At 68.8% G+C, this 23,849-nt stretch carries 20 protein-coding genes and 1 tRNA gene; 9 read left to right on the top strand and 12 right to left on the bottom strand.

Annotation, left to right across the window (positions count from 1 at the left end; genetic code table 11):
- Positions 1-152 precede the first annotated feature (152 nt).
- From ACFPJ1_RS06640 to ACFPJ1_RS06625, 4 genes are read right to left on the bottom strand one after another with little or no spacing between them, the layout of a single operon-like run.
- On the bottom strand, positions 153-1,067 hold the full coding sequence (locus tag ACFPJ1_RS06640; RefSeq protein WP_380102068.1) for an ornithine cyclodeaminase family protein: 915 nt from the start codon (positions 1,065-1,067) through the stop codon (positions 153-155).
- On the bottom strand, positions 1,064-2,191 hold the full coding sequence (locus tag ACFPJ1_RS06635) for an aminotransferase class I/II-fold pyridoxal phosphate-dependent enzyme (protein ID WP_380102066.1): 1,128 nt from the start codon (positions 2,189-2,191) through the stop codon (positions 1,064-1,066). The genes ACFPJ1_RS06640 and ACFPJ1_RS06635 overlap by 4 nt, the downstream gene beginning before the upstream one ends.
- Positions 2,175-2,810, bottom strand: coding sequence for a helix-turn-helix transcriptional regulator (locus ACFPJ1_RS06630; RefSeq protein ID WP_380102064.1), 636 nt, complete (start codon positions 2,808-2,810; stop codon positions 2,175-2,177). Before ACFPJ1_RS06630 ends, ACFPJ1_RS06635 begins: the two co-directional genes overlap by 17 nt.
- A gap of 58 nt (positions 2,811-2,868) precedes the next feature.
- On the bottom strand, positions 2,869-3,669 hold the full coding sequence (locus ACFPJ1_RS06625) for a PrsW family intramembrane metalloprotease (protein WP_380102062.1): 801 nt from the start codon (positions 3,667-3,669) through the stop codon (positions 2,869-2,871).
- A gap of 351 nt (positions 3,670-4,020) precedes the next feature.
- Between ACFPJ1_RS06625 and ACFPJ1_RS06620 the strand changes: the two genes are divergently transcribed.
- Positions 4,021-7,734 carry a S8 family serine peptidase gene (locus tag ACFPJ1_RS06620; protein ID WP_380102060.1) on the top strand — a complete coding sequence of 1,238 codons (3,714 nt, stop codon included), beginning with the start codon at positions 4,021-4,023 and terminating at the stop codon, positions 7,732-7,734.
- 55 nt (positions 7,735-7,789) lie between these two features.
- Here ACFPJ1_RS06620 and ACFPJ1_RS06615 read toward each other — a convergent pair whose 3' ends face one another.
- From ACFPJ1_RS06615 to ACFPJ1_RS06595, 5 genes are all read right to left on the bottom strand, one after another.
- A complete protein-coding gene (locus tag ACFPJ1_RS06615) occupies positions 7,790-8,767 on the bottom strand; it encodes a helix-turn-helix domain-containing protein (RefSeq protein WP_380102058.1) in 978 nt (325 codons plus the stop codon).
- Positions 8,768-9,076: 309 nt separating this feature from the next.
- Positions 9,077-10,588 (bottom strand): hypothetical protein, encoded by a 1,512-nt coding sequence (locus tag ACFPJ1_RS06610; protein ID WP_380102056.1) that lies wholly within the window; start codon positions 10,586-10,588, stop codon positions 9,077-9,079.
- Between the two features lie 330 nt (positions 10,589-10,918).
- Positions 10,919-11,671, bottom strand: a complete 753-nt coding sequence (locus tag ACFPJ1_RS06605; protein WP_380102054.1) for an ABC transporter ATP-binding protein — start codon at positions 11,669-11,671, stop codon at positions 10,919-10,921.
- Between the two features lies 1 nt (position 11,672).
- Positions 11,673-12,269 carry a TetR/AcrR family transcriptional regulator gene (locus ACFPJ1_RS06600; RefSeq protein WP_380102052.1) on the bottom strand — a complete coding sequence of 199 codons (597 nt, stop codon included), beginning with the start codon at positions 12,267-12,269 and terminating at the stop codon, positions 11,673-11,675.
- Between the two features lie 326 nt (positions 12,270-12,595).
- On the bottom strand, positions 12,596-13,036 hold the full coding sequence (locus ACFPJ1_RS06595) for an SRPBCC domain-containing protein (RefSeq protein WP_380102050.1): 441 nt from the start codon (positions 13,034-13,036) through the stop codon (positions 12,596-12,598).
- A gap of 112 nt (positions 13,037-13,148) precedes the next feature.
- Between ACFPJ1_RS06595 and ACFPJ1_RS06590 the strand changes: the two genes are divergently transcribed.
- Positions 13,149-13,646 (top strand): hypothetical protein, encoded by a 498-nt coding sequence (locus tag ACFPJ1_RS06590; protein ID WP_380102047.1) that lies wholly within the window; start codon positions 13,149-13,151, stop codon positions 13,644-13,646.
- 155 nt (positions 13,647-13,801) lie between these two features.
- On the opposite strand, the gene ACFPJ1_RS06585 is transcribed toward ACFPJ1_RS06590, so the two are convergent.
- Positions 13,802-13,885, bottom strand: a tRNA-Leu gene (locus ACFPJ1_RS06585).
- A gap of 236 nt (positions 13,886-14,121) precedes the next feature.
- Here ACFPJ1_RS06585 and ACFPJ1_RS06580 point away from each other — a divergent pair.
- The 6 genes from ACFPJ1_RS06580 (at position 14,122) to pknB (ending at position 21,736) form a co-directional block, all read left to right on the top strand.
- Positions 14,122-14,934: an FhaA domain-containing protein gene (locus ACFPJ1_RS06580; protein WP_380102045.1), complete on the top strand. Its 813-nt coding sequence runs from the start codon at positions 14,122-14,124 to the stop codon at positions 14,932-14,934.
- A 10-nt stretch (positions 14,935-14,944) separates the two neighbouring features.
- Complete coding sequence (locus ACFPJ1_RS06575; RefSeq protein ID WP_380102043.1) at positions 14,945-15,430, top strand: FHA domain-containing protein FhaB/FipA; 486 nt, start codon at positions 14,945-14,947, stop codon at positions 15,428-15,430.
- 10 nt (positions 15,431-15,440) lie between these two features.
- On the top strand, positions 15,441-16,838 hold the full coding sequence (locus ACFPJ1_RS06570; protein WP_380102040.1) for a PP2C family protein-serine/threonine phosphatase: 1,398 nt from the start codon (positions 15,441-15,443) through the stop codon (positions 16,836-16,838).
- Positions 16,835-18,238 (top strand): FtsW/RodA/SpoVE family cell cycle protein, encoded by a 1,404-nt coding sequence (locus ACFPJ1_RS06565; protein ID WP_380102038.1) that lies wholly within the window; start codon positions 16,835-16,837, stop codon positions 18,236-18,238. Before ACFPJ1_RS06570 ends, ACFPJ1_RS06565 begins: the two co-directional genes overlap by 4 nt.
- Entirely contained in the window at positions 18,235-19,686 is a 1,452-nt protein-coding gene (locus tag ACFPJ1_RS06560; RefSeq protein WP_380102036.1) for a peptidoglycan D,D-transpeptidase FtsI family protein, read from the top strand. The genes ACFPJ1_RS06565 and ACFPJ1_RS06560 overlap by 4 nt, the downstream gene beginning before the upstream one ends.
- A 163-nt stretch (positions 19,687-19,849) precedes the next feature.
- Positions 19,850-21,736 carry a Stk1 family PASTA domain-containing Ser/Thr kinase gene (pknB, locus tag ACFPJ1_RS06555; protein ID WP_380102034.1) on the top strand — a complete coding sequence of 629 codons (1,887 nt, stop codon included), beginning with the start codon at positions 19,850-19,852 and terminating at the stop codon, positions 21,734-21,736.
- Between the two features lie 69 nt (positions 21,737-21,805).
- On the opposite strand, the gene ACFPJ1_RS06550 is transcribed toward pknB, so the two are convergent.
- Positions 21,806-22,423, bottom strand: a complete 618-nt coding sequence (locus ACFPJ1_RS06550) for an aminodeoxychorismate/anthranilate synthase component II (RefSeq protein WP_380102032.1) — start codon at positions 22,421-22,423, stop codon at positions 21,806-21,808.
- A gap of 34 nt (positions 22,424-22,457) precedes the next feature.
- Positions 22,458-23,228 (bottom strand): DUF881 domain-containing protein, encoded by a 771-nt coding sequence (locus tag ACFPJ1_RS06545; RefSeq protein ID WP_380102030.1) that lies wholly within the window; start codon positions 23,226-23,228, stop codon positions 22,458-22,460.
- A gap of 106 nt (positions 23,229-23,334) precedes the next feature.
- On the opposite strand from ACFPJ1_RS06545, the gene ACFPJ1_RS06540 reads away from it, so the two are divergent.
- Positions 23,335-23,601 carry a cell division protein CrgA gene (locus tag ACFPJ1_RS06540; RefSeq protein ID WP_132189989.1) on the top strand — a complete coding sequence of 89 codons (267 nt, stop codon included), beginning with the start codon at positions 23,335-23,337 and terminating at the stop codon, positions 23,599-23,601.
- Positions 23,602-23,849: the final 248 nt, after the last annotated feature.

Raw genomic sequence — 23,849 nt, 5'->3', positions numbered from 1 at the left:
ATTGTCCATGGATTGCGAGGGCCGTCTCACCCTACTGACGGGTCACTGTTTCAGCAGCTGATCGTATCCGCGTGATAGGCGAGCAGGTACGCCGTACCGAGGATCGTCGACCAGTACGGCGAAGAGGTAAGAGGTTGCTGAGGTGAGCTGGTCTAGGCGCTGGTAGTCGACAGGGCCTGCACGACCGCCGAGGCGACCGCGGCGTCGGTGACTCCGAGGCCGGTGAGATCCGCGATCGTTCGGCGATCGCCACGGTCGCCGAGGCCGTCCCGCAGCACCCCGCCGATCGAGATGTCCGCGTCCGCCGCGATCACCCCGGCCCGTACCGCGTTGCCGAAGTCGCCGTGGTCCAGACACTGCTCGTGATCGTCGGTGGCGACGAGAGCACCGGCGAACACATCGGTCGGCAGCTCGCCCTTGCCAGGCATGTCGGTGCCGATCCCGGTCACGTGCACGGCGCCCGAGAAAAGGGCCGAGGGCAACGGAACGGTGGACGAGGTGGTCGCGATGACGCAGGGCGCGCCTCCCAGTGAGTCCGGGCGGGCGTCGAATCCCTCGGCCGCCAGGGCCGCGCAGAGCTTCTCCACCGCCTCGGGGCGACGGCCCCAGACGCGAACGCGAGACAGCGGGCGCAGCAGGTTCAGCCAGATCACCTGCAGCAGTGCTTGTTCGCCGGTCCCGAGCACGGCGATCTCGTCGATGCCGGGTGGCGTCATCGCGTCGGTGATCAGCGCGCCGGCGGCAGCGGTCCGCCAAGCCGTCAGCTTGCCCTCGTCGGCGAGCACGGCGGCCGGAGTACCGGTGGTCGCGTCGACGACGAGCATCAGGCCGCTGTTGACCGAGGCGAAAGTGCTGGCGATCTTCACCGTGAAATGCGGTGATCCGCTGAGGTAGCCGGCCTTCACGTGGCAGTCCCCGTCGTGGTCCGGGAACTTCAGCACCATCGGCGGCGGCACCGCGGTACGGCCCTCGGTGTGCGCGATCAACGACTCCCGGACGGCGTCGAAGACCACGTCGTGCGACGCGGCCGCGCCGATCCGGGGCAGGTCGATCACAGGCAAGCTCATCGCTTCTCCAACCAGGTGGTCCAGTGGTCCAAGGCTTCGGCCGGTCCGTACCGCCCGACGCCGACGCGGAACCGGTCCGTCGGCGTCTCGGTGAGCTCGGAGCTGTAGATGCTCGACGGCAGCAACAGCACGCCGGCCTGGTCGACGAGGTCCGCGCACATCGCCTCGACACCGTCCGGGCCGAGGTACCGCGGGAAGCAGACGCAACCGCCCTGCGGGCGCTGCCACTCGAACAGCTCCGGGAACCGCGCGAAGAACTCGTCGAAGACCGGCAGGTTCGCGGCGACGATGCCGCGGTTGCGCTCCAGCAGGTGATCCCTGGCCCGCAGGCCGATCAGCGCGAGGATCTCGCTGGGCGCGGAGTTGCAGATCGAGGTGTAGTGCTTGGCCCGCTCCAGCCGGTCGAGCACCGAGCGATCCCGGCAGGCGATCCAGCCGATCCGCAACCCTGGCAGGCCGTACGCCTTCGACATGACGTTGAGCGACAACGCCCGGGGAGACAGGTCTGCGGCCTGGGGCAGGGACGGCCGGTCGAGCTCGAGCCCGCGGTAGACCTCGTCGCTGAAAAGCGTGATCCCGCGGTCGTCGCACAGCCGCACCAGCGACTGCCAGGTGTCGAGGTCCGGTACGGCGCCGGTCGGGTTGTTGGGGAAGTTCACCGAGACCACGCGGGTGTTGGGCCGCAGCGCCTTCTCCACCGCGTCCACGTCCAGCGCCCAGTCGTCCTCGGCCCGCAACACGACCCCGGTGACCTCGCAGATCGAGAGGGGGATCGTCTCGGCTGCCTGGTAGTTCGGCGTCAGCACGACCGCATGATCACCGGGCTCCAGCAATACCTGCATCGCGAGCAGGATCGCCTCCTCGGCGCCCGCGAAGCACAACACGTCCTCCGGTACGACGACGTCGTACGTGCGGGCGATCTCTTCCCGGAGCGCGGGCAAACCGCGGGTCTCGGTGTAGCCCAGCGCCAGGGACTCCCACCGCTCGCGGCCGTCGTCGTCGGCCAGCGCGAGCAGTTCGGACACCGGCATCGACTGCGCGTCGGAGGCTGTGAGGTGGAAGCGGGCGCTGAACTCCCAGCGCGAGAAGTAGGTCTCCAGCCGGAAGTCAGGGAGTATCGGCATCGGTGATCAGGTCCTTCCGTGCCTCGCCGAGCAGTTGGTAGAGGGCCGAGCGGGAGATCCGCAGCGCCCGGGCCACCACGGGGACGGACCGCCGCTGACTGAGCACGCCCGCGGAGTCCAGCCGGGCGAGCACATCAAGCCGGTCGATCCTGGTCAGCCGCTCCACCGCGACGCCGCGCTCGCGGACGAAGTCGGCGACGATGTCGTTCAGGGTCTCGCTCCAGTCGTGCTCGAAGAGCACTCGCGGCTGGCCGGTGACCGGAGCGGCGAACGCGGCCAGGATCCGGCTCGCATCCTCGAACGCGGTCCGGTCGACGTTCACACAGAGCACCACCTCGGCCTTGCCGCTCTCGTCGCGGATCACGGCGCTCACGCTGGACAGCCGCCGGCCGTCGGGCAGCGATTTCGGGTAGGGGCCGTAGACGTCCTGACCGGTGGCGGTCAACTCGTTCAACTCACCGAGCAGCGACGGATCGCCGACCGAACGTTCCGAGAGCGGGTTCCAGATGCCGACAATCTCGTCCGTCGCCGGGTCGTGCAGGACGACCTCAGCGTGCGGCGACAGCAACCGGGCGATCGCGTCGCACACCGGTCCGAGCCGATGTCCTGACTCCTCCATGCCGTGGACAGTACATCCACCATGGACAATCAGTCCACACTCGTCCGGGAGACAGGGCTCAGGACGGCAGTGCCGCAGGGGTAGCGGCCGCGTCGATCGCCTGGGATCTCTTCAGGCCGAAGAGCAGCAGGCCGATGCTGATCGCGCCGACGATGGCGTAGGTGACCTTGCCGCCGATGCCGTCCCAGGTGGTGTGCAGCGCGACCGCGACGGCGTACAGGCCGAGGAAACCGAGGAATCGCCTGCCGGTCGGCTCGACCGCGAAGCGCCACAGTCCCCAGCAGGTCAGACCGGTCCACGCCGCGTGCCCGGCCGGTGCGAGGAGTCCGCGGATGAAGAGCGTCTCCTCGGCCGCTCCGACGCTGCCGTCCGACTGCAGCAGCGCGACGAACGCGTAGCCCATCGTCTCCAGCACTGCGAACCCCGTGCCGACCGCGACCCCGATGACGATCCCGCCGCCGATCGAGTGGCGGTACCGGTGCCCGAAGAACACCAGCAGGATCACCGGGACGATCAGTTTCGCCGCCTCCTCGATCAACCCGACGCCGAGCATCGGCAACGCGCCCAGCCGGCGCATCGCGTCGTACTCGAGCAGGCCCGCCACCACCACGCCGATGACTCCGCCGAACAACAGCGAGATGCCGAGGGTCGGGCCGTCGATCAGCCAGCGGCCCGAGCGGCCGGCCGCGAAGGTGACGAAAGTCAGCGGCACCACCATGGCGCCGAGCAGGATCAACGTCGGGAAGAGGTTCGGATTGCCGGTTTCGGTGAGCACGGCCAGAACCAGGAGATAGAGCCCCGCGCCGATGACGAACGTGCCCACCCAAGCCCATCTGCGCACCACCTGCTGTGCCGTCATAGTCCGATTCTGGTCCTGCTTTCCCCGCCCGACCAGAACTCGGGCGCGTGTCCCTGTCGACGCATCAGGTCAGGGCCGGCCGCTGCTCAACGACCGCAACTGGGTGGTCGTCTCGCAGTCCCCCGCGGGCGGCTCCACCGCCGCTCTGGAAACCAAGATCCTGCTCCGCTCGAAGAAGATCGGCGAGTAGCCACTGCCGTACCGGTGGCTGTCGCTCTGATGACATCGCGGTGGCGCGGTTGCGACATGTCGCAGGGACGGCAGTGCTGGACAGGGCACAGAGCGTGCACGCACCTGCACACTCCTCGGAAAGAGGTGCCTGCCCCTAGCCTCTCGAAGGAGACCAGACCCATGTCCTCCCCGGTGAAACGAGCCGCCATCCTCGCGGCTGTCCTAGCCCTCGGAAGTACCACCGCCATCTCGGCGACCGCTGCCCCACCGGGCGCCGCGCCGCCTCCCGGGACCACCTCGCCGGCGTCCGGCGTACCGGGCAAGTCCGCCAAGGTCACCCTGATCACGGGTGACGTGGTCGAGGTGACCGACGCCGGCGCCGGCAAGAAGGCGGCCAGCGTGCAGCCCGGCCCGGGACGCGAGCGGATCGCGTTCCACACGATCGAGGTGGACGGCGGGCTGCGGGTGCTGCCCAGCGACGCTGTGCCGTACATCTCGACCGGCGTCCTCGACGCCGACCTGTTCGACGTGAACGAGTTGATCGCCGACGGTTTCGGTGACTCGTCGGCCACCAGCCTGCCGCTGATCGTCCGGTACTCCGACCCGGCGGCCGGCTTCCGCGCCCCGGCGCTGACCGGTACGACGACCACCCGGCAGCTCGACTCGATCGGTGCCGCGGCGGTCAGTGCCGGCAAGAGCGAGTTGCCCGCCCTGTGGAAGTCCCTCGGGCCGGACCAGAACGCCCGCGCGCTCAACCGCGGAATCGCCAAGATCTGGCTCGACGGCAAGGTGCGCCCGGTGCTCGACAAGAGCGTGCCGCAGATCGGCGCACCCGCCGCCTGGCAGGCCGGGTACGAAGGCACCGGCGTGGAGGTGGCCGTCCTGGACACCGGGATCGACGCCTCGCACCCGGACCTGCAGGGCAAGGTGAAGCAGTCCGAGGACTTCTCCGGCAGCCCGAGCGGAATCGTGGACCACTTCGGCCACGGCACCCACGTCGCGGCGACCATCGCGGGCACCGGCGCCGGCGCGAACGGCACCCGCAAGGGCGTCGCGCCGAAGGCCGACCTGCTCATCGGCAAGGTGCTCGGTGACGACGGCTTCGGCTACGAGTCCTCGATCATCGCCGGGATGGAGTGGGCCGCGGCCGAAGGTGCGCGCGTGGTCAACATGAGCCTCGGTGGCGGCCCCACCGACGGCAGCGACCCGCTCAGCCAGGCGGTCGACCGGATCACCGCCGACAGCGGCACGCTCTTCGTCGTGTCCGCAGGCAACGACGGTGCCGACGAGTCGATCGGCACCCCCGGTACGGCGCCGTCCGCGCTCACCGTCGGTGCGATCGATCGCAACGACGCGCTGGCCGACTTCTCCAGCCGTGGACCCCGCCTCGGCGACGCGGGCCTGAAGCCGGAGATCACCGCACCTGGCGTCGACATCGTCGCCGCACGCGCGGCTGGTACGGCGATGGGCCAGCCGATCGACAACCTCTACACAGCCGCCTCCGGTACTTCGATGGCCGCGCCGCACGTGGCCGGCGCAGCGGCACTGGTGGCGCAGGCGCACCCGGACTGGAAGGCCGACCGGATCAAGAACGCGCTGGCCAGCACGGCCAAAACCAACGCCGACCTGAGCGTCTACGCGCAGGGTGGCGGCCGGGTCGACCTGAGCCGGGCCGTCGCGCAGAAGGTCTACGCGTCCGCAACTGCGGACTTCGGCCTGCAGACCACCACCGGCGCCTCGGCCAAGACCATCACCTACAAGAACGACACCGCCTCGCCCGTGACGCTGCAACTCGCGGTCGACGTGGACAACCTCGACATGCGCAAGCCGGAGACGGACGCGCTCACCGTGCCGAGCACCGTCACCGTGCCCGCGGGTGGCAGCACCGACGTACAGGTGGCTCTCGACGCGGCCAAGCTGGAGCGCGGACTGCACAGCGGCTGGATCGTTGCCACCGGCCCCGATGGGGTCGTCACGCACACCGCCGTCGGCGCGCTGCGGCAGGGACCGAAGCACTCCGTCCGGCTGCGCGCGATCGGACTCGACGGCCGGCCCACCGGCGCACCGGTCGTCTCCCTGTACGGCGACAACTCCCGGTCGGACCAGCTCGCCTGGATCCCGGACGGCGAGACCTACACCGCGGAGGTCGAGGAAGGCACGTACCTGCTGCACTCACTGGTCGAGAACTACGACCCGCAGGACGAGAAGGTCAGCCTGTTCACCGACCCGAACATCAAGGTGGACAAGGACATCGAGGTGGTGATCGACGCTCGCAAGGCGGCCCCGATCACGATCGAGACGCCCAAGCCGGCCGAGCAGCAGGCCATCCTGAGCTACTACGTGCACCGTGAGTACGGCAACGGCCGCAGCATCAGCCACGGCGTGATGCACTTCAGCACGGTCAAGCAGGTGCTCGTCACCGGGACCAAGCCGGTGACCGACGGCAGCTTCGAGTTCTCCTCGCGCTGGCAGTTGGTCGCGCCCCTGGTACAGGCCACCGTCGCCGGGGTCTCCGGACCGCTGGACATCAACCTGCTGCACCAGTCGCCGTCGTTCGACGGCAAGAAGCGGTTCCCGCTGGTCGACGCCGGCAACGGCGCTCCGGCGGATCTCCGTGGGGTGCGCGGCGCCATCGCCCTGATGAAGTCCGACGAGGACGGCACCGGAGCGGGCAGTGAGCAGGAGCAGATCGCCGCGGCCGCCAAGGCCGGTGCGGCCGGCGTCATCATCGTCCGGCCGGCGACCTGGTCGGCGTGGACCGTCTGGGTTCCGACCGGTGACCGCGAACCCATCCCCGCGATGGTCACCACCACCAGGGACGGCGAGAAGCTGATCGCCCGGGCCAAGCAGCCCCGCGCCACGATCGACCTCATCCTCACCACCTCGAGCCCTTACCTGTACGACGTGCAGCAGGTCTCGAGCGGGTCGATCCCCAGCAAGATCAACTACAAGGTGACCACCGCGAACAGCGCCCGGGTGAATACCTCCTACTCCGACAACGGCGGCTTCAACTGGGCCAAGGAGCAGCGGTTCGGCTGGCGTCCGTGGCAGGAGTACTCCTGGAACGACTCGCAGCGCTTCGTCGAGACTCCGAAGGTCCGCGAGGAGTGGGTGACGTCGGGCGACTCGCTCTGGCAGCACCGGGTACACCACCTCTACACCTGGGACACGATGAACCCGCTGAACGGCGGGCTGACCACGCTGCCGCGGAGCTACAAGGCCGGAGTCTCCACCGAGACCTGGTTCGGCCCGGTGGTCCGCCCGGCCGCCGCGCCTGGCGTGGTGTCCACCCGGACGGGTGACAGGTTGTCCCTGCGGATCCCGGCCTTCGTGGATGCCGCCGGGCACTACACGGTCGGCGAGACCACCTCGGCCTCGGCGGTGCTCTCGCGGAACGGCCAGCAGGTCGCGGAACTGCCCGACGCCTGGGAGGACGTGGTCACCGACGGCGGCGACGCGGCGTACAAGCTGGACCTCTCGACGGCACGCGTCGACACCGAAGGCGAGTGGAACTGGGGGACCAGCACCCGTACGGTCTGGGACTTCCGTTCCAAGACCGCCGCCACCGACAAGGCTGTGGCGTTGCCGCTGCTGCAGGTGGACTACGACGTGCCGGTGGACCTGACCGGGCGGGTGGCCGCTCGGCCGCACTTGATCGGGTTCAACGTCCACCAGCAGGCCGGGGTGGCCGCACCGCGGTCCACCTCACTGCAGGCCGAGGTGTCCTTCGACGAGGGCAAGAGCTGGCTCAAGGTCATCACCGTCGGTGCCCTCGGGCACTACGTTGCGGTGGTGCCGGCCGGCAAGGGTTCCGTATCGCTGCGAGTTGCCGTCGCCGACAACGCCGGGAACAAGCTCAGCCAAACAGTGATCCGGGCCTATGGCCTGAAGTAGTACTCCAGTAGTTCGCTCTGGCCGGTCCGAGAATCCTCGGGCCGGCCTGAGCTCATTAGAGCCACTTGCGCTTGGCAGCCTGGAAGGCGAGGCCGGTGCGGGTATCGACGCCGGCGAGGGACATCATGCGGTCGAGGCGTCGCTGGACGGTGCGGCGGCTGATGCCCAGCTGGGAGGCGACGGACTTGTCTGGCACGCCGGCGACGACCAGGGACAGCAGGAAGCGCTCGGAGTCGTCCAAGCCCTCCGGGTCCGCCGCCTCGTCGGACTGAAGCTTCACCGGGGTCGCCTGCTCCCAGTGGGTCTCGAACAGCGACAGCAGCGCGTCCAGCAACTGGCCGCGGCCGATGATCGCGGCTGTCGGTTCGCCGATGCCCGCTTCGTCGTCGCGGACCAGCGGGCAGACGGCAGTGGCCCGGTCCACGATCGCGAGGCGCACCGGGAGCGTCGGCAGCGTCCTGGCCTCTTCGCCCCAGCTGATCCCCTCGGCGATCGTGTCGAGCTCGCCGGGCGTCTCGAGCAGAGCCCGCTCGTAGATGGCCCGGTACCGTACGCCGCGGCTGAGTGCGCCGTACTCCTCGGTGTTCTCCGCTCCTTGCATCGCGAGCGGATTGGCCCGGCAGAACCAGAGGATCTCTTCGCGGGCGGACTCCTGCAGATCGCGGAGCCGGTCCCGCAGCGCGGCCGCGCCGACGATCACCTCAACCAGGTGGTGCGCGTCCCGGCGGCTGGCGCTGGCGCGGAACTCCTCGCTCAGCGAGGCCACGGTCTTCCGGGCCGACTCGAGGGACTCCTGCCGCCGGAGCAGCGTCGTACCGAGGGCGACATCGGGAGGCAGCGGCCGGAACATCGGCTCGTCGCCCGGCATCACCGCGACCAGACCCTTGGCCTGCAGCCGCTGGAGGATCTCGTCCGCCTCCTGGTGCGACAGCTCCGCGACCTCGGCGAGGTCCGGCAGCCGGGCGACTGAGAGTCCGACCAGCAGTCGATAGGCCCGTTCTTCCCGGGCATCCAGCACCGATTCGTCCTGCATCGTGGCAACCTCCCGCGCTCGAGGCTCCACCTAACCAGGCTCCCTGACGCGGTGGCGAGCATTTTGTCCATCTTCTGGCCTAAGTCCCGCACCCCTTTCCCGGGGTGGGGAAACCCCACTCTGACAGCGGCACAGCTGGGCCACCCGACCGCCTGGCACTCCTGGCACCGAAGTGCCATCACGAAGTTGCGATGGCACCGTCACTACCCGTACGCGCCACCACTGAAAGAGACACTGATGAACTGGACCGACTACGCGGGCATCGCCGGCCTGCTTGCCGCCTCACCGGAGGCGGGTGGCTGGTTGGCTTCAGGGCGCCTGTGTTTCTGGCTGTAGGTGGGGGTCGGTCTCGGGGCGGAGTTTGCTTGCCTGCCAGTAGGTCCAGCCGCCATAGGCGTACATGCCGAGGCCCAGCAGCGCCATGCCGATGATCACCGGCCATTGCCAGGGAAGTTCCACGTAAAGCGCCAGGAACCAAGCCTTCGCGTCGACGTCGTTGAGCAGGAAGATCGCCGGTACTACGGCCTGCGGGAACAGCGGGATCGCCCCGAAGCCCAGGCAGAACCCGGCCAGGTAACGCCTCCACCGCGGCAGCAGGGCCATCTTGCTGGAAAGGGACGACTTGTCGCCGTGCTCCGTGGTGGTCCGGCCGTGCCGCAGGAGCGTGAGCAACTCGGGACCACGCTGCTCCAGTCGACCGGCCGCCAGCCGTCCGAAGTACCACCAAGCCAGTACTCCGGAGGCGAGGCCGACCGGAACTCCCCACCAGGACCAGGCGAGTGCTGCGGCGAGTGCGGGTGCGGCGGTGAGTGAGACGAGCACCAGCATCACGTAGACGAGGCCCATGGTCTCGCCCTCGTTCTCACCTGAGTTCATGGGATTACCGGAGCGCTTGTGGGCGTCGGTGGTCGGCACGGCCGCGTAGACCGACGCGAGCACGATCAGCCCGGCAGCACCGCCCAGGAGTGCGGGCAGGATGCTGAGCACCAGCGGCCAGACTCCAGCCTCGGACCACCAGGTGAGCAGCAGGGTGATCACCAGAGCCGGCGGGCCGAACACGAGCAGGAAGGCCCGCTGCCGTGCGCGGATATCGAGTTGCGCCGAGCGCGGCGTCATCAGGGTCGACCAGAAGGCGGTGCCGTCAGCGCCGTACAGGTTGGAGAACATCGCGCCGCCCATCACCACAGCGGCCGCGCCGGCCCACGGCAGCATGCCCTTCCAGCCGACGGCCAGAGGCATCAGGCAGAAGAACAACCCGTAGGCGATCGCGAACACGGCCCGGTGTCCGTAGAGCAGGTCGCGGGCCCACGTGCGCAACTCCTTCGCCGCTGCGGCGCCGCGAGCGTCGGGGGCAGTCAGTTGCCGGCGCACTCGAACCCCTACGCGGGTGGCTGTGGTACGCCGGACGAGCAGCGCCGACCAGGCGACGAACATGGCCGCGCAGAGCACGACGAGCCCGGCCACGGCCAGCAGTACGCGCAACCAGTCACCACTGCCGGCGGCCTCGACAGCGACCAAACCCCAACCAGACGGTGCGATCCGGGCGCCGCGAGCAATAGTGCCCTGCACGTCGGTACTGATGAACGCGGCGATCAGCGCCCACCCCTGCGCGGTGAAGGCGAGGATGAAGGCGTTCACGAGAGCGGCGAGCACCGCACCCGAGCGGACCTGCAGCAGGACGGCATAGACGGCCACGGCGAGCCGGGAGGCCAATACGAAGGACAGCACCTGCAGGAGCACCGCAGGCACAGAGATCAGCAGCGCGCCGACTGACAGTTGGCCGCCGACCACCACCAGACACAGCAGCGCCACGAGACTCACCAGTGGAGCCACACCTGCCAGCGCTGCGGCGATCAGTCCGCCGGACAACGCGCGGGGGGGGCAACGGCAGCATGGTGAAGTACTCGGGCCTGAGCGTCTCGTCCCCGCCACCCGCGAACAGCGGCCCGACAACCCAGCCGAGCATCCAGACGGCCACAGCCACCGCGACGAGATCGGTGTTGCCCAGCGTCGCTACCCAGATGGTCCCGGCGGCGAGTACCAGACCGAGGAACGCGCCAGTGCCGATCCAGGCGACCCGGTTCGAGTCGCGCAACGCATGCCGCAGCGCGGCCAGCCGCATCCTGACCAGCGTGTGCGAAGTGGCGTAGGTCAGGCCGACAGCCATGCCAGCCCCTCCGCACCCCGCGTCGACGCGCCCACCAGGGACACGAACGCGTCCTCCAGACTGCCACCCGCCTGTACTTCGGAAACGGTGCCGGCGGCAACCACCTTGCCGCCCGAGACGACGGCCACCCGGTCGCACAACTGCTCGACCAGCGCCATCACGTGGCTCGACATCACCACCGAACCACCACCGGCGATGAACCTGTTCAGGATCGTCCGGATGGTCGCCGCCGAGACCGGATCGACCGCCTCGAAGGGTTCGTCGAGCACCAGCAGCCGCGGCGCGTGCAGCAGGGCGACCGCCAGCCCGAGCTTCTTCCGCATCCCGGTGGAGTAGCCGATCACCTGCTTGTCGTCCTCGTGGTCGAGCTCCAGTACTTCGAGGAGCTCCGACGTACGGGTGTCGACCTCGGCAGCAGGGAGTCCGCGGAGCAGGCCGAGGTACGTGAGAACCTCGCGGCCGGTCAGGCGCTCGGGCATGCCGAGGCCGTCCGGCAGTACCCCGACCAGCGCCTTCGCCTGGACCGGCTCGGCCCAGACATCGACACCGAAGATCTTCGCCGTGCCCGAGTCGGGGCGGAGCAGCCCGACCGCCATCGAGAGCGAGGTGGTCTTGCCGGCGCCGTTGGGGCCGAGCATGCCGAAGAACGAGCCCTGTGGCACGGACAGGCTCAAGTCGTCGACCGCCTTCTCCTCGCCGAAGGTCTTGCCGAGCCCGATCAGTTCCAGTGCTTCCATCTCAGACGGATTCCTTCCGGGTGGCTCGTTCGAAGAGGTCGGCGAGCTCCTCGCCGTACGCGGTCAGGTCGAGGTCGGGGCTGCGGTCCGCGGAGAGCATCGGCGGTACGGCGTCGATCGCGGCGCGGATCGAGATCGCCATCACCCGGGTGTCGAAGTCACCGAACTCCCCGGTCTGCCGGCCCCAGTGCAGCACCTTCTCCACATCGACGACCGCCTGCGCGCCCTGGGTGGCGTACACCTCGCTGTCGTTCCGGACGATCTCGAGCAGCGCGCGCAGTTGGTTGGGGTGCTGCCGCATGAACTCGAGGTTGCTCGTGATGAGCATCCGCAGGCCGAGAGCCGCGGTCGGCTGTGCCACGATCCGCGGCTCCATCATCGCGACCGCCGTCCGCACGACCTGGCCGACGACGGCCGAGATCAGCCCGGCCTTGTTCCCGAAGTGGTACGAGATCACCCCGACGCTCACCCCGGCCCGCTCCGCGATCCGCGTCATCGACGCCTTCGCGATGCCCACCTCGGCGATCACGTCCACGGCACAGTCGGCCAACTGCTCGCGCCTGGCCGCCTCGATGAACGACGCACCGTCTGAACGCATGTTCAGAAATTAACAGGCACCTTCAGAGTGCGTCACGGGTTTCCCGGAGCGGACAGATGGGACCGCTGCAGCCGCCCGGTCCGCACCAGCCGGCGAAGATCCGCCCGGGTGTCGTGCATCAGCTGCCGGTGGAAGTAGTTGACGTACTCAGCAACAGCCAGCCCATATAGAACAGCCCCGGCACCCCCGCCTTGGACCTCGTCACCCCCGCATCACTGCCGCACCACCCGGGTCGCAGTACGGCTTAGACGCAGGTTCTTCCGTGCGTCGTTCGTCACTTCAGGTTGTGCGATGGCAATGCGAATCTCCGTCATCGCCCAACGGTCTCAGGACCCTCCGACAGATTCGGCCAGCGCCACGAAGCGCGGCAGGATGAGTCCCCAGTCCCTGAACTTCTCCCGGTCCTTCTCGTTGCCCTCGTTCCATCCGCCGTGCTCGAAGTGGAAGTGGCACCCGTCCGCGGTCGGGGTGAACGTCACGCTGATCTCACTCGGGTACTCCGGCGTCTGGGCCAGCGTGGTCGAGTACGCGAGCCGCTCCGACGGTTCCCACACCGTCACCTGCCCGATCACGAAGTCACCCAGCCCCTGGTGCGACAGGACCACCTGGCCTCCCACGCCCGACTCGATCGTCAGCTTCTGGAAGGTCCCCGCATCCGGCGTGTAGTCCGGAAGCCACCAGGTCCCGTGCGACCCGACGTACGTGTTGAAAGCCCGCTCCACCCCGCAGCGCAGGTCATAGTCCCGCACTATCGCCTCGAAACTCATGCCCGTCATCCTGGGGCCGCCACCTCCAACTCGCAACGTCTCACCCGGGGCCGGGCGAACGGCACATCGGACGGAGACAAGGAATGTCGGCGGACGGCGGCAGGATGCGTGCATGGGCTGGTTCGACACGGTTTACGACCCCGTACTTCGCGAGTGCTACGCCGAAGTTCGCGACCTGGCCGAGTGGTGCCCGTGGATGCCCTTCGAGGACGCCATCCGTTCGGCGCCCCGGGAACCGGGGGTGTACCTGTTGCGCGAACCCATGACCGGCGTCATCCGGTACGTCGGGATGGCGGGCGAGCGGGCCGGCAGCGGTCGCCCGCAAGGGTTGTACGGACGGCTGACGGTGTACCGGAGCGGCAAGGGCGCCGTCAGCGGATTCGGAGAGGCCGCCCTCGACCGGGCGCTGGCCGACCCCGAGTGGATCGAGCAACAACTCCGCGACCTGCGTCAGAACGGTCCGAAGCGCGCCCAGGACTGGGCCCGAGACGCCGTGGTGCGACTCGGCCTGGAGGTCAGCTGGTCCGTCACCCCGGACCGCGACGACGCCCGCTACCTGGAGACCCAGATCCTCACCCGGCTACAAACCCGCGGCCTCTGGACCCGCTGACCGCGAGCGCCGGCTGTGCGCCGGAAAGAGGACGCCCGGTACTGCGGCACCGGGCTGAGCGGACCTGAGGCGAGCGCCACATTTGGTGGCTGAGGGCACGTAAGAAGGACATGAAAAACTCCCGGCCAGTAACTGACCGGGAGTTCGAGACGCTGTGCGCGAGGGGGGAGTTGAACCCCCACGCCCTTTCGGGCACACGGACCTGAACCGTGCGCGTCTGCCTATTCCGCCACCCGCGCGCTGGTCACTTCCGGAGCCCTCACGAGCACCATCGGCGACCGAGGAGAAACATTAGCACGGCCTGCGGCAGACTCTGACATTGCGGGTTCGGCCGAACTCCCCGATACGATCGATCGTCGTACCAGTGTGTCCACCACCCACCGGTGGACACGGATGTCCGGCGAGCCTCTCGGCAGCGCCGGACGGCAAGCACGATCGTTGGGTCCACCCGACGACCGACCGTGGAGGAGGACGCGTGCGACCGCTGCAGCGCTTCGAGCGACGCCTGGAGGGCATCGTGAGCGGTGTCTTCGCGCGCGCGTTCAAGGGTGACGTGGAGCCGATCGAGCTGGCCGCGGCCCTCAAGCGTGAGATCGACAACACCGCGCGGATCCTGTCCAGGGACCGGCGGCTGGTGCCGAACCACTTCACCATCGAGCTCGGCCCGGGGGACTTCGAGCGGCTGAACGCCTACGGCCGCACGCTGAACCACGAACTGGCCAACGAGTTGCGTGACCACGCCGACATCCAGCGCTACACCTTCTCCGGACCGATCGAGATCGAGTTGACCCAGCAAGACGACCTGCCGACCGGGAAGTTCCGCGTCGTCAGCGCCACTGTCGGCAACCAGCCGCCCCAGCCGCGGCAGCCGGCCCCGATCCTGCCCGACGAAGGTGCGACCGTGCTGCAGAGCGCTCCGGTGCAACCGCCCCCCGGCCCACCGCCCGTACGCCGCGGCCACCCGCAGGTGATGCTCGAGGTGAACGGCCGGCGCCGTCCGATCAACCCGCCCGGCGTGGTGCTCGGCCGGGGAACGGACGCGGACATCCAGATCAACGATCCGGGGGTCTCCCGGCGGCATGCGGAGATCCGGTTGATGCCAGAAGGACCGGGAGGTGTCAGGGTGGTGCTGGTCGACCTGGGCTCCACCAACGGCACGCTCGTGAACGGGCGCCGGGCGGCCGAGGCCGAACTGACCGACGGATCGACCGTGAGGATCGGGAACACCACCATGACGCTGCGCCTTGCGGACGAGCCGATCGCCCAGCCGCCGAGCAGCGGGTGGTGACTGGCCTTCCATGTCGGAACTGACGCTGACCCTGATCAAACTGGGGTTCCTGGCCCTGTTGTGGATGTTCGTACTGGCCGTCCTGTCCGTGATCAGGTCCGACCTGTTCGGCGCCAAGGTGGACGCCCGGGTGGCGGCCGCGCCCGCGGCCCAGCCCAACGGCCGTACCCCGAAGCCGGTGAAGCCCAGCAAGAAGAAGAAGGGTCAGCCGGGCTCGGTGACGATCGCCGACGGTCCTCAGGCCGGTGTCGGCGCGACCCTGGGCGAGCAGCCCGTCGTGATCGGCCGTGGCTCGGACTGCCAGATCCGGTTGGACGACGACTACTCCTCCACCCGGCACGCGCGGGTGTTCCCGTCCGAGGGCGAGTGGTGGGTCGAGGACCTCGGCTCCACCAACGGCACGTACCTGGACGGCCAGCGGGTGACCCGCCCGGTGCCTGCCGAGATCGGCGGTTCCATCCGGATCGGTCGCACGACGCTGAACATCGCGAAGTAGGGCGCCGTCCATGACCTTGTCGCTCGACTACGCAGCACTGTCCGACGTCGGACGGGTGCGCCGCAACAACGAGGACTCCGCGTACGCCGGTCCGTACCTGCTGCTGCTCGCCGACGGCATGGGTGGAGCCGCCGCGGGTGAGGTGGCCAGCGCCGCCGCCGTCCAGGTGATCCGCCGGCTGGACAAGCCCGGCATCACCGGCGCGGACATGATGGAGGCGCTCGCGGGCGCCGTGCACCGCGCGAACGAGCGGCTCTCCGAACTGGTCGAGGAGGACCCTGAGCGCGAGGGTATGGGGTCCACCGTGACCGCCCTGCTGTTCGACGGGCAGGAGCTGGGCCTCGCGCATCTCGGCGACTCCCGCGCCTACCGGATGCGGGACGGCCAGCTCCAGCAGCTGAGCCATGACCACACGTTCGTCCAGTCGCTGGTGGACGAGGGCCGGATCTCCAAGGAAGAGGCCTTCACCCATCCGCACCGCAACCTGATCCTCCGGGTGCTCGACGGCCGGCCGGACTCCGATCCGGACCTGGAGATGCTCGACGTCCGGGCCGGCGACCGGCTGATGCTTTGCAGCGACGGCCTGCCCGACTACGTGAGCGACAAGGTGATCGCCACCTCGATGGCGGAGGGTACGCCGGACTCCGTCGTGGTCGACCTGATCACGCACGCGCTCGAGGCGGGGTCGAACGACAACGTCACCTGCGTCGTCGCGGACGTGATCGAGACCGAGCCGACGAGTGGCACGCAGCCCCAACTGGTCGGAGCTGCTGCCGAGCTGGCCCAAGGTGGGACCGGCCCGGCCACGTCGACCCTGCGCGCGCAGGGCGGTGGCGAGGCGGCCGGCGGCGCCGCGGGTGACTTCGATCCCGAGGAGCTCCGCTACGCCCCGCGTGCCCCCAAGAGGTTCCTCTGGCTGCGGCGACTCGCAGTACTGGCCGTTCTGCTGGGGCTTGTCATCGGTGGCGGCTGGTTCGCCTACAGCTGGACGCAGAAGCAGTACTACGTGGGCACCGACGGCGACTACGTGGCGATCTTCAAGGGTGTGGACGAGCAGATCCCCGGGCTCACTCTGTCGAGCATGTACGAGAAGCAGACCCTGCAGGTGGACAAGCTGCCGACGTACAGCCGTGAGCAGGTGGAGGGCACCATCCAGGCCGACGACCTGAGCGCCGCGCGGTCGATCGTCAGCGAGCTGCAGCGGACCGCCGAGGAGTGCGCGACCAAGCCGACCCCGAAGCCGCCGACGACGACCCCGAAGCCGAGCACTCCGCCGGCCACCACCGGGCGGCCGGTCTCGACCCCGCCCAAGTCCCCGGTCACCACCCCGGCGTCGACCGCGCCGTCGACGTCTCCGTCCTCGCCGAACGGAACTGTCAACCCGGACGACTGCGACGGCGTCAGATGAGTATCGCGTCGACCTCCGTCATCCAGATCATCCCGCGCTCCCGGCGCGGGGTGGAGCTGATGCTGCTCATCATCGCGATCGGCGTCTCGGTCGGGGCCTACGTCAACATCGGCATCACCGTGCAGGACAAGGTGCCGGCCAGCACCGGGTACTACGCGGCCGGCATCGGCCTGCTCGCCTTCATCGCGCACATGGCCCTGCGCTACCGCGCTCCGTACGCCGATCCGGTGATCCTGCCGTGCGCGGTGCTCCTCAACGGCCTGGGTGTGGCCATGATCCACCGGGTCGACCTCGGTCTGGCGATCGCGGCCGAGGCGCGGGGAGCCACCCCGCGAGCGCCGGCCGCCCCGCAGCAGATCACCTGGACCGCCGTCGGCATCGTCTTGTTCCTGGTGGTCATCCTGGTGATCCGGGACCACCGCCGCCTGCAGGCCCTGACCTATACCGCCGGCCTGGCCGGTCTGGTGCTGCTGATCCTGCCGCTGGTGCCGGGCCTCGGCGCGGATATCAACGGCGCGAAGATCTGGGTCCGCCTGCTCGGCATGTCCTTCCAGCCCGGTGAGTTCGCGAAACTCTGCCTGGTCGTTTTCTTCGCGGGCTACCTGGTGGTGAAGCGCGACGTGCTGACGCTGGCCGGTCACCGCTTCCTCGGCCTGGACCTGCCGCGCGCCCGGGACCTCGGCCCGATCCTGATCGCCTGGGGCGTCAGCCTCGGCGTGCTGGTCTTCGAGAAGGACCTCGGATCGTCGCTGCTGTTCTTCGGCCTGTTCCTCTTCCTGCTGTACGTCGCGACCGAGCGCGCCGGGTGGCTGCTGATCGGTTTCCTGCTCTTCGCCGGCGGCGCCTGGTTCGCTTACGCCACCTTCGGCCACGTGCACAAGCGGGTGGAGGACTGGCTGAACCCGTTCAACGAGGCTGGCGTCGGCCAGGTCGCGAATGCGCTGATGGGCCAGGCCTGGGGCGGTGTCCTCGGTCGCGGCCTCGGTCAGGGACGGCCGGAACTGCTCGGCTTCTACGGCCAGAGCGACTTCATCATCTCCTCGTTCGGCGAGGAACTGGGCCTGACCGGGCTGATCGCGATCATCCTGGTCTACACGCTGCTGGTGGAGCGGGGTCTGCGGACCGCGCTCGGCTGCCGGGACATCTTCGGCAAGCTGCTCGCCACCGGTCTGGCGATGTCGTTCGCGCTGCAGGTGTTCGTGATCGTCGGCGGAGTCACCGGGCTGATCCCGCTGACCGGTCTGGCCACGCCGTTCATGGCCCTGGGTGGTACGTCGCTGGTCGCCAACTGGGCGATCGTCGCGCTGCTGCTGCGGATCAGTGACCAGGCCCGGCGGCCGCAGACCCCCGCGGCGCCGGTCTCCGACGAAACGATCGCCATGGCGGTGCAGAAGCAGTGAACTCAGCTATCCGACGACTGGCCGTGGCCGCGATCATCCTGATGCTCGCGCTGATGGCCAACTCGACCTACCTGCAGGCCTTCCGGGCCGGCGAACTGAACGGACGCAACGACAACCGCCGCGTCCGCGACGACCAGTTCTCGGTGAACCGCGGCCCGATCCTGATCGGCAGCACCCCGATCGCGCAGAGCAAGCCGTCGAACGACCGGTTCGAGTTCCAGCGCTCCTACCCGTCGGGCCCGGTCTTCGCTCCGGTCACGGGGTACTACTCCTATCTTTACGGCCGGTCCGCCATCGAGCTCACCCAGAACAGCCAGCTGAACGGCTCTGACCCGTCGATGGTGTTCCGCCGGGTGGTCGACGTGGTCACCGACCGGCGCCAGCAAGGAGCCAGCGTCTCCCTGACGCTGAACGCGGCGGCCCAGCAGGCGGCGTACAAGGGGCTGGCCGGCAAGAAGGGCGCGGTGGTCGCGATCGAGCCGAAGACCGGCAAGGTGCTCGCGCTCGTCTCCCGGCCCTCCTACGACCCAAACGAGCTCGCCAGCCACGACCTGACCAAGGTCAGCGCGGCCTGGAAGCGGCTCAACGAGGACCCCGACAAGCCGATGTCGAACCGGGCGATCAAGGAGCTCTACCCGCCGGGCTCGACCTTCAAGCTGGTCACCTCGGCTGCCGCGCTGTCGAGCGGCAAGTACACCCCTGAGACCAAGGTCCACTCGCCGGCCGAGCTGCCGCTCCCGCAGACCACGGTGCCGCTGGTCAACGAGAACGGCCGCAACTGCGGCGGCAGCGACAACGCGACGCTCACAGTGGCGCTGCGGAACTCGTGCAACACCGCCTTCGGCACGATCGGCCTCGACCTCGGTCCGGACGCGCTCCGCGAGCAGGCGGAGAAGTTCGGCTTCGGCGAGCGGCAACTGCCCGAGCTGGGCGCGGTCGCCAGCCAGTTCCCGACCGACCCGAACCAGCCGCAGACCGCGCAGTCCGCGATCGGCCAGTTCGACGTCCGGGCCACCCCGCTGCAGATGGCGATGGTGGCGGCCGGGATCGCCAACCAGGGCGACGTGATGAAGCCGTACCTGGTGCAGAGCGTCCGGACCGCCGACCTCAAGACGGTGTCCGAGACCAAGCCGGAGTCGCTGCACCAGGCGATCACGCCGGAGGTCGCGAGCCAGCTGACCGCGATGATGGTCGACGTGGTGGAGAACGGCACCGGCAAGCCCGGCCGGATCAACGGCGTCCAGGTGGCCGGCAAGACCGGTACCGCGCAGACCTCCAAGGAGAAGCCGCCGTTCGCGTGGTTCACCTCCTTCGCGCCGGCCAACGACCCGAAGGTCGCCGTCGCGGTGATGATCGAGGACGCGAACGTGGCCCGCGACGATATCTCCGGCGGCGCGCTGGCCGCGCCGATCGCGAAGAGCGTGATGGAGGCGGTGCTGGGCCAGTGACGGTGCCGACGATCGGGCCGAGGATTGGGCCGAGGATGACGATGGGACGTCACCGGGTGACAGAGTGTCGACCCGACGAGCGCCCACGGATGGCCACCGCTACCGTGGGCGAATTGAGTATGTTTTGGCCGAGTTGGATCCGCGCAGGTTGGAAGGCAGAGGAATGACATCGCAGGCACGTCTCGTCGGCGGGCGCTACGAAGAGGGCGAACCGCTGGGCCGAGGGGGCATGGCCGATGTCCGCAAGGGCGTCGACAACCGACTGGGCCGCACGGTTGCGATCAAGCGACTGCGGGTCGACCTGGCCAGCGACTCGACCTTCCAGGCCAGGTTCCGGCGTGAGGCGCAGTCGGCCGCGTCCCTGAACCACCCGACCATCGTGTCGGTCTACGACACCGGCGAGGAGCCGGACCCGAACGGCTCCGGCGTCACCATCCCCTACATCGTGATGGAGTACGTCGCCGGCAAGACCCTGCGCGACCTGATCCGCGAGGGCCGCAAGATCATGCCCGAGCGGGCCCTGGAGATCACCTCCGGCGTGCTCGAGGCGCTCGACTACAGCCACCGGGCCGGCATCGTGCACCGCGACATCAAGCCCGGCAACGTGATGCTGACCCCGCAGGGCCAGGTCAAGGTGATGGACTTCGGCATCGCCCGGGCCGTCGCGGACACCTCGTCCACGATGACCCAGACGGCGGCCGTGATCGGCACCGCGCAGTACCTCTCGCCCGAGCAGGCCCGCGGCGAGACCGTGGACGCGCGGTCCGACCTGTACTCGACCGGGTGCCTGCTGTACGAACTGCTCGTCGGGAGGCCGCCGTTCGTCGGCGAGTCGCCGGTGTCGGTGGCCTACCAGCACGTCCGGGAGGAGCCGGCCCCGCCGTCCTCGTTCGATCCGGACATCCCGCCGGAGGTCGACGCGGTCGTGCTGAAGGCGCTGACCAAGAACCGCGAGCACCGGTACCAGAGCGCTTCCGAGATGCGCCAGGACATCCACCGGGTGCTGGCCGGACAGCAGGTGACCGCGCCGATGGCGGCCGTCGCCGAGACCCGCGCGATCCCGGCCACCGCGCTCGCCCCCGCCACTCAGGCGTACGGGCAGGGCCAGGGCGGCGACATGCTGCCCCCCGACGACGGGGGCGACGACGCCCAGGACGCTCGCGCCCGGCGGAACCGTGGCCTCGCGTACTTCCTGCTCGGCCTGGCGATCGTTGCGGTAGCGGTCGGCGCGTACGCGCTGATCACCAACATGGGCAAAGACAACGCGAACAACCAGCCGCAGCAGGTCGCCGTGGCCAGGGTCATCGGCGTCTCGCTGCCCACGGCGACCCAGACCCTGGCCGACCAGGGGCTGAAGATCTCCGCCACCTCAGCTGCCAGCAGCAGCGTGGGCAAGGGCCTGATCATCACCCAGAACCCGACCGCGGCGACGATGGTCGACAAGGACACCACGGTGGCCGTGGTGGTCTCGGCCGGACCGAACACCTTCCCGGTGCCGGACGTGATCGGCAAGTCGGAGTCGGAGGCCCGGACGCTGATCGAGGATTCGCCGGGCAAGTTCGAAGTGGCGAGCAAGACGGTCGAGCAGGCCAACGAGGCCAAGGCCGGCACGGTGCTCGCGGTCAGCCCGGACCCGGGCGGTCAGTACGCGCCGGGCACCAAGTTCACCCTGACGCTCTCGACCGGCAAGGTGCAGGTCGAGGTGCCGAACGTCACGACGGTTCCGCAGGACGACGCGACCAAGACCCTGAAGGACCTCGGGCTGACGGTCGGCTACAAGCAGCAGGAAGACCCGAACGCGGTCGAGGAGACGGTGCTCGCGCAGAGCATCAAGCCGGGTACGAAGGTCGACAAGGGCACCCTGATCACCCTGACGATCGCGCTCAAGCCCGACGAACCGAGCACCCCGCCGAGCACCCCGCCGACCTCCACTCCGACGGACCCGAACACGCCCCCGATCACGATCGGTGGCGGTGGATCCGGCGGCGAAGGCGGCGGCCAGGGCAGCGGCAACCCGAACGGAAGCCGAAGTGGAAGCGGCCAGCCCTGACCTTCGGGACAGACCATCAAGAGAAAGGCCGCGGGATGTCCCGCGGCTTTTCTCTTTGTCCTGCTGTGACTAGCTGACGACCGGGGCCATGCCGGCGGAGCGGGCGACCGCGTCCGAGTCGCCGCAGATCTCGAGCCAGTTCGCCAGCATCCGATGACCGCCCTCGGTGAGCACGGACTCCGGGTGGAACTGGACGCCCTCGACCGGGAGGTCGCGGTGCCGCGCGGCCATGATCACGCCGGCCTCGGTCCGGGCGGTCACCTGCAGCACGTCCGGCACGCTGTCCTCGGCGATCGCGAGCGAGTGGTACCGGGTCGCGGTGAACGGCGACGGCAGCCCGGCGAGCACCCCGGCGCCCTCGTGGAAGACCTGGCTGGTCTTGCCGTGCAGGAGTTCGTCCGCGCGGCCGACCACTCCGCCGTACGCGACGCCGATCGCCTGCAACCCCAGGCAGACGCCGAAGATCGGGACCTCGCCACCCTTCTCCTTGACGATGTCGACGCACGCCCCGGCCTCCTCCGGCGTACCGGGACCAGGGGAGAGCAGCACCCCGTCGTACTGCGAGACGTCGTCCGGGGTGACCTCATCGTTGCGCAGCACGATGGTCTCGGCCTGGAGTTGCTGGAGGTACTGCACCAGGTTGTAGACGAAGGAGTCGTAGTTGTCGACGACAAGGATCCGCGGCATGCGGTCCATTGTCACAGAGCGGGACACGCCCTGGTCAGCGACCGCTGCTGGACGGACTCGCGCTCGGCGTCTTCTCGAACCCGGGCACGGTCGCGCTCTGCAGGTCGAGGGTGCCCTCGTAGGCCGGCATCGCGATCGAGGACTCGTTCTTCACCTCGTAGCCGAGTTGGAACTTGACCACGTAGTCCTGCAGGTTGTCGATGTACTGCGAGTCGTCGAGGGCCTGCTGCAACTTCCGCCGGTCCCCGATCGCGGTGATCTTGTACGGCGGCAGGTACGGCACGCCGTGCAGCACCACGGAGTTGCCGACGCACTTGATCCCGGTCGTGGAGATCACCCGGTGGTTCTGGATCGACAGGGCGTCCGCGCCGCCGGCCCAGAGCGCGTTCACCACGGCCTGGATGTCCTGCTGGTGGATCACCAGCCAGTCGGCGTCGACGTCCGGGTTGTCCTTGACCACCTCGGGCGGGGCGTCCTTCAGAGTGACGGTGAGCCCCGGGCCGGTGACCGGCGTCGTACCGACCTGCTCGGACAGGTCCTTGAGCTGGTTGGCCAACTGCGGCTCGATCGAGCCCTGCTGGGTCTGCAGCTTCTCGATGTCCTGGGTCAATGCGGCGTGCTGGCGGGTCAGCAGGGCGCTGCGTCTGCTCTGCTCCTCGACCAGGCCCGCAAGCGTAGTGTTACGACTGGGCCTCAGGTCAGTACCCCGAGCGTTGGTCGCACTGGTCGCGAAGAGAAGCCCGGCGCACAACAGTGCCACCGGCGCACCCGCGCGCCAGAGCGAAAAACGCCTCAGCCTGCTCACCCGTGATCCCCTTGTTCTGGCCTGCACTACGCTAACCGAGGCCAGAGCCAGCTTACGTGTCCACTGAAGAAGCCACTGAAAAGTGTCCGTTACGAGGAGTCGAGTCGTGCCCGAGTCGAGCAGTCGCAACAAGAAGAAGTCTTCATCTGACAAGGTGAAGGTGGAGAAGACTCCGAAGAAGCCGCGCACCACCAGCCGCGTGTGGGTGGCGCCGCTGATGCTGGGCTGCTGGCTGCTCGGACTCGCCTGGCTGGTCGTCTTCTACGTCGCCGGCCAGGACATCCCGGTGATGCGCGACCTGAACAACTGGAACCTGCTGATCGGCATGGGCCTGATCGCCGCCGGTTTCGTCGTCTCCACCCAGTGGATCTGACCCTCCGGTTCCGCTGACCCTCGGACCTTCGCCGGCGATCGGGCGCAACCGGCGCAGGTCCGTGGTGAATTACAGGCGTGTGGTTATCCACATGGGTATCCCCAGCTGTGCACGGTTTTCGGGGGAGTTGTCCCCAGGATGTCCCAGGGTTTTGAACGGTTGGCCGCGATGATCGGCCAAATCTGTGGATAAAGAAGGTTTGATCACCGCTTTATCCACAGCTGGGGAGTACTGCGAGGCGTAACGTC

The organism is Kribbella qitaiheensis, from assembly GCF_042657745.1.
Taxonomy (GTDB): Bacteria; Actinomycetota; Actinomycetes; order Propionibacteriales; family Kribbellaceae; genus Kribbella; species Kribbella qitaiheensis.
The sequence above is the reverse complement of the archived record's forward strand: the minus strand, read 5'-3'. Positions and strand labels throughout refer to the sequence as shown.

Bases quoted from the DNA above. Each gene is read 5' to 3' on its own strand.
- ACFPJ1_RS06605 (WP_380102054.1), bottom strand. From the start codon at position 11,671: ATGGAAGCACTGGAACTGATCGGGCTCGGCAAGACCTTCGGCGAGGAG.
- ACFPJ1_RS06635 (WP_380102066.1), bottom strand. From the start codon at position 2,191: ATGCCGATACTCCCTGACTTCCGGCTGGAGACCTACTTCTCGCGCTGG.
- ACFPJ1_RS06640 (WP_380102068.1), bottom strand. From the start codon at position 1,067: ATGAGCTTGCCTGTGATCGACCTGCCCCGGATCGGCGCGGCCGCGTCG.
- ACFPJ1_RS06600 (WP_380102052.1), bottom strand. From the start codon at position 12,269: ATGCGTTCAGACGGTGCGTCGTTCATCGAGGCGGCCAGGCGCGAGCAG.
- ACFPJ1_RS06615 (WP_380102058.1), bottom strand. From the start codon at position 8,767: ATGCAGGACGAATCGGTGCTGGATGCCCGGGAAGAACGGGCCTATCGA.
- pknB (WP_380102034.1), top strand. From the start codon at position 19,850: ATGACATCGCAGGCACGTCTCGTCGGCGGGCGCTACGAAGAGGGCGAA.
- ACFPJ1_RS06570 (WP_380102040.1), top strand. From the start codon at position 15,441: ATGACCTTGTCGCTCGACTACGCAGCACTGTCCGACGTCGGACGGGTG.
- ACFPJ1_RS06595 (WP_380102050.1), bottom strand. From the start codon at position 13,036: ATGAGTTTCGAGGCGATAGTGCGGGACTATGACCTGCGCTGCGGGGTG.
- ACFPJ1_RS06630 (WP_380102064.1), bottom strand. From the start codon at position 2,810: ATGGAGGAGTCAGGACATCGGCTCGGACCGGTGTGCGACGCGATCGCC.
- ACFPJ1_RS06565 (WP_380102038.1), top strand. From the start codon at position 16,835: ATGAGTATCGCGTCGACCTCCGTCATCCAGATCATCCCGCGCTCCCGG.
- ACFPJ1_RS06620 (WP_380102060.1), top strand. From the start codon at position 4,021: ATGTCCTCCCCGGTGAAACGAGCCGCCATCCTCGCGGCTGTCCTAGCC.
- ACFPJ1_RS06575 (WP_380102043.1), top strand. From the start codon at position 14,945: ATGTCGGAACTGACGCTGACCCTGATCAAACTGGGGTTCCTGGCCCTG.
- ACFPJ1_RS06590 (WP_380102047.1), top strand. From the start codon at position 13,149: ATGGGCTGGTTCGACACGGTTTACGACCCCGTACTTCGCGAGTGCTAC.
- ACFPJ1_RS06550 (WP_380102032.1), bottom strand. From the start codon at position 22,423: ATGCCGCGGATCCTTGTCGTCGACAACTACGACTCCTTCGTCTACAAC.
- ACFPJ1_RS06625 (WP_380102062.1), bottom strand. From the start codon at position 3,669: ATGACGGCACAGCAGGTGGTGCGCAGATGGGCTTGGGTGGGCACGTTC.